The organism is Bartonella saheliensis (assembly GCF_902162175.1).
The window spans coordinates 1-7,112 of record NZ_LR607251.1 but is presented as its reverse complement, the minus strand read 5'-3'; the positions used below and the strand labels follow the sequence as shown (position 1 = coordinate 7,112).

13 protein-coding genes are annotated in these 7,112 nt (G+C 37.0%); 1 reads left to right on the top strand and 12 read right to left on the bottom strand.

Features of this window, described 5'->3' with window-relative positions; genetic code table 11:
- The 8 genes from FS875_RS09100 to FS875_RS09060 form a co-directional block, all read right to left on the bottom strand.
- The coding region (locus FS875_RS09100) for a Rha family transcriptional regulator (RefSeq protein WP_425456911.1) at positions 1–395 on the bottom strand (395 nt) is incomplete at its 3' end.
- Between the two features lie 131 nt (positions 396–526).
- Positions 527–829 carry a hypothetical protein gene (locus FS875_RS09095; RefSeq protein WP_144755924.1) on the bottom strand — a complete coding sequence of 101 codons (303 nt, stop codon included), beginning with the start codon at positions 827–829 and terminating at the stop codon, positions 527–529.
- 300 nt (positions 830–1,129) lie between these two features.
- Positions 1,130–1,558, bottom strand: coding sequence for a hypothetical protein (locus tag FS875_RS09085; protein WP_144755918.1), 429 nt, complete (start codon positions 1,556–1,558; stop codon positions 1,130–1,132).
- Positions 1,559–1,757: 199 nt separating this feature from the next.
- The gene (locus FS875_RS09080; protein ID WP_208000037.1) at positions 1,758–2,204 is read right to left on the bottom strand and encodes a hypothetical protein; all 447 of its coding nucleotides are present in this window, start codon (positions 2,202–2,204) and stop codon (positions 1,758–1,760) included.
- Complete coding sequence (locus tag FS875_RS09075) at positions 2,167–3,306, bottom strand: YdaU family protein (protein ID WP_144755912.1); 1,140 nt, start codon at positions 3,304–3,306, stop codon at positions 2,167–2,169. Before FS875_RS09075 ends, FS875_RS09080 begins: the two co-directional genes overlap by 38 nt.
- The gene (locus tag FS875_RS09070) at positions 3,299–3,646 is read right to left on the bottom strand and encodes a DUF1376 domain-containing protein (protein ID WP_144755909.1); all 348 of its coding nucleotides are present in this window, start codon (positions 3,644–3,646) and stop codon (positions 3,299–3,301) included. The genes FS875_RS09075 and FS875_RS09070 overlap by 8 nt, the downstream gene beginning before the upstream one ends.
- Positions 3,636–3,980, bottom strand: a complete 345-nt coding sequence (locus FS875_RS09065) for a DUF1376 domain-containing protein (protein ID WP_144755906.1) — start codon at positions 3,978–3,980, stop codon at positions 3,636–3,638. Before FS875_RS09065 ends, FS875_RS09070 begins: the two co-directional genes overlap by 11 nt.
- The gene (locus FS875_RS09060) at positions 3,970–4,443 is read right to left on the bottom strand and encodes a crossover junction endodeoxyribonuclease RuvC (RefSeq protein WP_144755903.1); all 474 of its coding nucleotides are present in this window, start codon (positions 4,441–4,443) and stop codon (positions 3,970–3,972) included. Before FS875_RS09060 ends, FS875_RS09065 begins: the two co-directional genes overlap by 11 nt.
- A 75-nt stretch (positions 4,444–4,518) precedes the next feature.
- Between FS875_RS09060 and FS875_RS09055 the strand changes: the two genes are divergently transcribed.
- Positions 4,519–5,232 (top strand): hypothetical protein, encoded by a 714-nt coding sequence (locus tag FS875_RS09055; RefSeq protein WP_144755900.1) that lies wholly within the window; start codon positions 4,519–4,521, stop codon positions 5,230–5,232.
- On the opposite strand, the gene FS875_RS10285 is transcribed toward FS875_RS09055, so the two are convergent.
- Genes FS875_RS10285 through FS875_RS09040 form a run of 4 tightly spaced genes read right to left on the bottom strand, consistent with a single transcriptional unit; the run spans position 5,213 to position 7,018 of the window.
- Positions 5,213–5,377, bottom strand: a complete 165-nt coding sequence (locus tag FS875_RS10285; protein WP_166428919.1) for a hypothetical protein — start codon at positions 5,375–5,377, stop codon at positions 5,213–5,215. The genes FS875_RS09055 and FS875_RS10285 overlap by 20 nt on opposite strands.
- Before the next feature lie 10 nt (positions 5,378–5,387).
- A complete protein-coding gene (locus FS875_RS09050; protein WP_144755897.1) occupies positions 5,388–6,362 on the bottom strand; it encodes a hypothetical protein in 975 nt (324 codons plus the stop codon).
- Positions 6,363–6,373: 11 nt separating this feature from the next.
- Complete coding sequence (locus tag FS875_RS09045) at positions 6,374–6,691, bottom strand: dATP/dGTP diphosphohydrolase domain-containing protein (protein WP_144755894.1); 318 nt, start codon at positions 6,689–6,691, stop codon at positions 6,374–6,376.
- 9 nt (positions 6,692–6,700) lie between these two features.
- A complete protein-coding gene (locus FS875_RS09040) occupies positions 6,701–7,018 on the bottom strand; it encodes a hypothetical protein (RefSeq protein WP_144755891.1) in 318 nt (105 codons plus the stop codon).
- Between the last annotated feature and the right edge of the window lie 94 nt (positions 7,019–7,112).

Genomic DNA, 7,112 nt, shown 5'->3' with positions numbered 1-7,112 from the left:
GAGCGCGTTAAACCATCAAGAGCTATTGCCTTTGGTTTTAACTCTGCAATGACATGATCTTTCTGCTCGATTTGACCTTGCAAGTAATTTAAAAAACCAATCATCGCTTGTGGACTTGAGTAATCGATTTGTGGTGTTGTTACTTGCTTTTCTAATTCTTGCCAACGATCAATAATTTTTGCACGCAAAGCGATGCTGTAACCAGATACGAGAATTAAGCATTCACGTTTAGGGAGAAGATATTCAGTTTTCTGGCGATTCATGCTATCAAAAAAGATACCCTCAAATTTGAGGATATCTTTTTCATCATACAATTCAAGCAAAATATTCTTGATATCACGCATAACATTATCATGCCGTTTACCACACAATTCTGCAATTTCACGACTAGACATAGTTTGAATGCTATCATCTATTTTGATTTGATTGACGTCTATTGGATTTTTTTGATTTATATTAATTAAATGTTGCGACATTTTTCTTTTCCCTACAAAAGTTAAAAAGCAGGCGCCCCCCACGCCATTATTTATGCTGCTTTTAATGAGTGATGAGATTTTTCATTCAAAATAGGAGTATAAGCTTTCAATAATGGAGCTATTGAATGAATTGGTTCAGATTGACCAAATTCTGTAATGATTGCTAAGATTTTTGTAAAATTAGGCATTTCGTTTTGTAATTTTAAAACCAAAACTTTTTCAAGATCTGCCATAAGTTCTACTAAAGAAATATGATATTCACCCTCAGTATAGTCAGTGTTAGCTTCTTTAAACACTGCCATCCACAAATCACATAAGAAATCGGTGGTTATTTTTATTTCGTTTTTTTCTATAGAATTCATTTTACACCTAATGGTTGGAGTTTTTAATTGACAGCCCATAAGGGCGCCGGGTGCTAAAAACACGGCCATTAGTCCGCCGCTATACTTTTCCCTCGCGAAGGGTATTGTATGGTATAGCTACACCCGACAAAATCGTTATATGCTAATGACAGCATAAAAGAAAGCCAGTATTTTAAGAAATGGGAGAAACCTTCTCGTGGCTTATCCGCTAATGGATTCGTGGTTTTTAAGCACTTGTCGGTCTTTCTAAACCAGCTTCTCTTTAAAGTCAATACGAATTTTAAATTTTTTTCACTTTTTTTCATTTTGGTACTTACCTAATTGAATATCAAGCGCTTTTTCTAGCTCTCTGTCTATCTCTTCACTTGATAATGGATAGCCTCTCTCAAAATCATTCGTTATCTCACAAATCAACTGATCATCTTTTGTGCGTTTTTTGATTTTCTCATTCACTTCACGTATAAACGGTTCGCAATTCAACACGCTTCTTGGCAAATCACCACCGTATATCCACGCTTTCACTTGTGCCTTGGTACTGTAATCAACTTCAGCAGGCATTTCGTTATATTGTCCACCACCGAATTCCTCATATTCCCTCGTACCGTCTCCATATTCGTAAAGGTTATAAAAATGCTCTGCTACCCCTAATCCCCATGGCACGTGCCCTTTTGCCATTGCCACAAACTTCTTGTGTCTTGCTTTACGGTTTTTTAAGAACATATATTTAAACACCCCATATATAAATCCATAATTTTGCCAATGGATTTATTTGCCTCATATTGCATCGTACAGAAGCGTTTTTAATTTCAATATGGTTTCTATCATAAAATCTTTAAATCGCTCTGTACGGTGCCTTTTTATCGATTTAAACGCATATCTAATCCAATAGGATCTCTACTTTTCACCATTTTACTGTTTATCATTCAATCCCCTTTAAAACCTCTTCAAGTCCTTTATGAAGCTTTTCCACGCGCTCCGGTGTTATCACTGCCTCTTGATCTTGGCTCTTGATTTCAGGCTTTTGAAGGTTCTTAAGAATACGATTGGCTCTCCAACGAATGCCACTTTCAAGCTTTTCGCAGTAACTATAAAAATCTGCTGCAGACGGCATAAAAGTTGTACTTAATCCCTCTGCTTTGCCTTTTAAAGCGTTCTTTGTTGCTGTTTGCAATGTCCAGCTGCTTATTCCTTCAAGAGCGTAAAAATACGCAAGCGCTGTTGCTTTCTCATCTGATCCTAATGGGCTTTTGAGACCATTTGAAAGGACAAGGAACGTTGTTTGTATTTCCTCTTCCGTCGCTTTTCTTTCAAGCTTTTGCAACGCATCATTAACAAATGCTGTAACTCTCTCCGCTTCTGCACTCAATGGCTTTTGTCCCGTTTTCCAATGGAATGGTGGTTGTGTTGTCATCCTCGAATAAAAATTTGTACACACTATCTGAATTTTTGATATTGGACATGTGCTGTGCAACTCGATAACTCCACCCACGTTGCCGTTCTGTTTGAGAATTGCTTGGTTTTCCATAGTTTCCACCTTGTTGATTGATTTCGTATTTTTTTGAATTTCTTACCCAATTACGCCATGTTGCTTGCCAATCGGTTTTGGTTGCATTTGCTCCGGCTTTTGAACGCCAGTAGTCTCTAAACTTTGCAATTTCGACTTTGACACGCTCTGGTGGCAAGCCCTCTGCAATGGCAAAATCGTAATCGGGTTCGAAATCAGCAGGCAAGCGACAGCCTCTATCGGTTTTGACCCGCTTAGCTTTCTTAGGAATTCTTTCTTGCTCGTGAATGGGAGGTTGGTTTTCTACACCCGCTTCGATTTGTTCTGATTGAACATCATCATCCTCGATTGGCTCTTCAACCAAATCACTCGTTTCTAAATCTTCAAAATCGATTTCTTTTTTTGCTAATACGATAGTATTAGTTTTTTTATATATATTCTTATTCTGGTTCTTTATAGCTTGATTTTGCTTAGCGTTTGCTTCAGCAAAAAAAATGTTTTGCTTGTCGTCTGCTTCAGCAAAATTATTATTTTGCTTAACTTTTGCTTCAGCAAAAAAAACGTTTTGCTTGTCATTTGCTTCAGCAAAATTATTAACATGTTGTTTTATATTACTTTTCGCTTGTGCGCCTTTCTTACCAGCTTCACTACGAACTTGTGATATGTGGTCTTTTTTATCAGAAAAATCTTTTAGCTCTTCTTCAACGCGCGCATTCCACAACCCACCATCTATCTCAATAAGTTTATCATTCCTTATTAAATATTCGATAATAGTTGCCAATTTTTTCTGAGAGCAATGACAAACGCGTGCAAGTGTTTCAAAATCTGTTTTAATTGGTGCTTTTTTATCATACATGCGAACAAGAAGTGTTATATAAACACCCCGTTGTTCCAATGTCATCCCATCTGTACCACTTATCCAATCATACAAATGAAATCTTATCCACGGCATACCATTAGACATGCCTTACCTCCCTTTCTTCATTATTATTGCAAATGAAATTATCTAGCTCTTCATTTGAGTTGTTGAGTTCTTTTTCAACTTCTAAATTCCACAAACGACCATCTTCTAAACGTATGATAACTCCACCTTCAATCAAGGAATTCAAAGCTTCTTCAAACTCTTTTACTGGATAACCAACCACAAGAGCCAATTCCCTTAAGTCATTCGAAATAGGCTCACCAATATGAAGCATTAAAAGTCGCAACATGACATAGATACATTTCTCGGTCGGCGACAAACAAAAAAGAGTCAAAAGCCATTTGTATGCAAAAAGCCTCGTCCATGGCAATTTACTGGACATTCTCTTTATCCTTCCTATGCTTATACCATGAGGTTTCTGATTGTTGAGTGTTGTTCTTCAACTCTTCTTCAACTTCTAAACTCCAAATGTGTTTGTCATCCAAAAGAAAAATGCGTCCAGTTTCTGCTAAGAGATCTAATGCATCATCAATCTCTTCAATTGAACAGCGTGCTAATGAGGCTAAAGCTCGTAAATTGTTTGTAAGAGGCTTTCCAGTATGTAACATTTTTAACCGCAACCTCATGTAAATATTTCCTTCCATAGGGGGCAAATCAACGAAATCAAGAAGCCATTTTTCTACATTAATTTTCACCAATTGGTTTTTATTGGACATTAGTAATTTCCCTTTCTTTAACTAAATGTAAAATTGCTAAAGCATCCGCTTCATTATCATCACAAGGCGCGTGTCCTTTTGCACGCATTGCCTTTATCATTTCTTCTTTTGACGCATTCCCCTTGCCCGTCGTCGCTTTCTTAATCGTACAAACTGGAATGCCTTCATACGGTATCTGATGATCTTCACACCACGCTGTTAACGTTGCTAACAAACCACCGTAAACATGCGCCGCATCGGTTCCAACATGACGTCTCACTTCTTCAAAATACACCGCGTCAATTTGACCTGCTGTCTGCTTTATTTCATTAAGCCATTGTTTAAAGCGTAAATAACGCATCCCACCGCCTTCAAAACGGCGGGATTTAAAATCAACGGTGCCACTAAATACGTCACCATCCCCTCCACACATCGCCCACCCCATCTTCGTTCCTAGATCAAAACAAAGAATCGTGTTAATCACCGCACCACTCCGTACATAATGTGTTTTATAAGATTGTTTTTTTCAAAAAATGAAAGAAAGAATGGTGTATAGAATATGGAAAGATTGCCTAATATAGTTAGTAATATTATAGCTGCTCTTGCTCTCATTGGTAGTGTAATCTCGTTTTTTCTGTCATGGTATATGAGAAACGCAGATCTAAAAAGAGCTGCTAAAATACGAAAAGAAGATTTACGCAATGTAGAAAAACAGTTTAAGCATCTAGAAAAGCAAAATAAATCATTGCAAAAGCAAGCCACATCATCAGAAAAACATGTCAATTTTTTACTAAAAACAAAAGAAGAGCTGGATTTAGGACCACCACTACTTTTTAAGCCTAATAGCCCTACTCTAGATATAAATGACCCTAATAATGGCCCCATCCATATAATAGTACGCATCAAAAATCCCACCGAACAAATAATACAAATGAATAATATCTGGATAGATCAAAAGTGCCCTTTCGAATTTTATAAAATAGAGTGTTATGCTTCTAGTATTAGTAAACGTTTAGAAATTTACCCAACATCATCAAAGCACATTGATTTTATAAAACCTACAACTAAACCACAAATACAATTCGATAGATGCACTATTGCTCCATTTAACATCGACCCAGGAGAAGAAAAGAAATGGGATATTTTTATTCTTCCCCAAAATTTAGATAAACCAGCTTCTCCACTCTTCATTTTAGAACATACTTCATCAAATCATCCCCAAAAGACGATTAAGCCTATTTTTTGGACAAATTTCATCGGTCGTTTTTCTTGATAAGCTCATCTTTTAGATCCCATATTATTTTGTTTTTTTCCTCTATTTCATCTCTCAGCTCTTGTGTCAGTTTAAACCAGTAATAAACTTGATAGAGAAGATAAAAATTAGTAGCCATGAAAATAGCTGTCGGTATCATTTCCATTTCTCTCTCCTCACTTACTTTTCTTCTGAGAAGAGCTATTTTTATTATCAGTAGATACTTCGCCACTATTAATTAAAGTACCACCACCAACGTTTCTTGTATCAACACGTGCATTCCCGCAAACAGTTGCATTGTCATAAATCTTCGCAGTACCATAAATTAATGCCTCCTCGTAAACCTGTGCTTTACCATAAACTTCTGCATTCTTAGTAACGGTAGCATATCCATAAACGCGCGCTTCTTCATAAACCTGTGCAGCACCCCAAATCTCTGCATTTCCATACACACACGCATTGCCATAAACCTTAGCATTACCGCCAACAACTACTCGACCATAAGCCTGTGCTTTATCATAAACTTGAGCATTGGAGTAAACTTGAGCATCACTAAAAACCATAGCCTCTCCCCCAATCCAACAGTCACCCTCATGACTAAGATTGGCCTCTTTTGCTATCCAGCCCCCTAAATCACCTTTCTTAACGTTTCCAAAGCTTCTCAATGCACGAATACGATGTAAAATATGCGTACAATCATCTTTCTTACTGTTAAGTTGGTACTCTTTAATTTCACCAGTGAATTCATATTTCTTAGTTGGATCAACTGGTACAATATTATCTTTAAGTTTAGTAATCTCTTGTTTAAGTCTCTCAATTTCCTCACCCCGTGATTGAACATCTGCTGTTAGGCTGTTTATAATTTCGTTCTTTCTTTTGAACGTGTCATCATATTCATCTATCTTTTGATTAAGTTCTTTAAGGTCTGCATCACATTCATCAATTGTCTGCTTGGTTTCCTTTAAAAACTTAATCTCTTTTTCTTCAATTTCTTCCTTAAGATTGCTAATTTGGATTTGAAGCTTTGCAATCTGTCTTACAAGTTGTTTAGACTTCTCGCGATAATGCAATGCAAAACGAAACATCACACCGCTAAAAAGCAATATTCCCATCAACGCACACACAATCATTATCATTTCATTTGAACTCATCTTGATCTCCATTAATTTTTATGATGGCGGTCATCACAACCAATCTGTTTTGCCTCGCATTCCATTAAGAAAAGCAGGCAACATACTGCATGTGCCAAATGTGATAAATCACTCTCAGCATCCTTATGTTCTCCACCAAACCATGCTAATAAATGACGCAAAGCGGCACCGTGAAACCGGCTCCAAGCCATGCCATTACGCCAGTTGTTTGCTCCGTATTTCTTTGCTCCAAACTCTAAAACACGACCGATTTCCATCAGTGCTAAAGGCGGTATAAGATCTGAACGAGGCTTCCCATCATCATTCTTATGGGCTTCATTTATAGCCATAATCATCTCCTAAGGCTGCAAACAGTCGCACGCACTATCAACGCGGGGGCTTTTGCAAATTTTCGTAATTGGGGGGCGCTGCTCTTGCATTAATCTTTGTAAGCGCTCTGGATAAAAAAAATCATCAGGGCGCAAATCTATCCCATGTTCACGTGCATAAGCTAATAACTGTGCTTGATAAATCGAAGGAAATAATCCATTAGCACCGCCTCTCTCTTTGGAATAAGTGATACGATAAACAGCGCCTCTACATTTCTGTAAAATGCGTGAAACTTTCATCGCCCCCCCTAAATATTTTATTATGGTATATGCAGGTTCTTTTTTCATAATAACAAAATTTCATATTTTATGAATTTTATAAAGATTAAATTTCAGTTTTTTTTAATTGATTTTTCATTTGATATAAATGAGCTTTATTTTT

Excerpts from the sequence above, each read along its gene's own strand:
- FS875_RS09085 (WP_144755918.1), bottom strand. The coding sequence starts at position 1,558 with ATGTTCTTAAAAAACCGTAAAGCAAGACACAAGAAGTTTGTGGCAATG.
- FS875_RS09075 (WP_144755912.1), bottom strand. The coding sequence starts at position 3,306 with ATGTCTAATGGTATGCCGTGGATAAGATTTCATTTGTATGATTGGATA.
- FS875_RS09070 (WP_144755909.1), bottom strand. The coding sequence starts at position 3,646 with ATGTCCAGTAAATTGCCATGGACGAGGCTTTTTGCATACAAATGGCTT.
- FS875_RS09065 (WP_144755906.1), bottom strand. The coding sequence starts at position 3,980 with ATGTCCAATAAAAACCAATTGGTGAAAATTAATGTAGAAAAATGGCTT.
- FS875_RS09055 (WP_144755900.1), top strand. The coding sequence starts at position 4,519 with ATGGAAAGATTGCCTAATATAGTTAGTAATATTATAGCTGCTCTTGCT.
- FS875_RS10285 (WP_166428919.1), bottom strand. The coding sequence starts at position 5,377 with ATGGAAATGATACCGACAGCTATTTTCATGGCTACTAATTTTTATCTT.
- FS875_RS09050 (WP_144755897.1), bottom strand. The coding sequence starts at position 6,362 with ATGAGTTCAAATGAAATGATAATGATTGTGTGTGCGTTGATGGGAATA.
- FS875_RS09045 (WP_144755894.1), bottom strand. The coding sequence starts at position 6,691 with ATGGCTATAAATGAAGCCCATAAGAATGATGATGGGAAGCCTCGTTCA.
- FS875_RS09040 (WP_144755891.1), bottom strand. The coding sequence starts at position 7,018 with ATGAAAAAAGAACCTGCATATACCATAATAAAATATTTAGGGGGGGCG.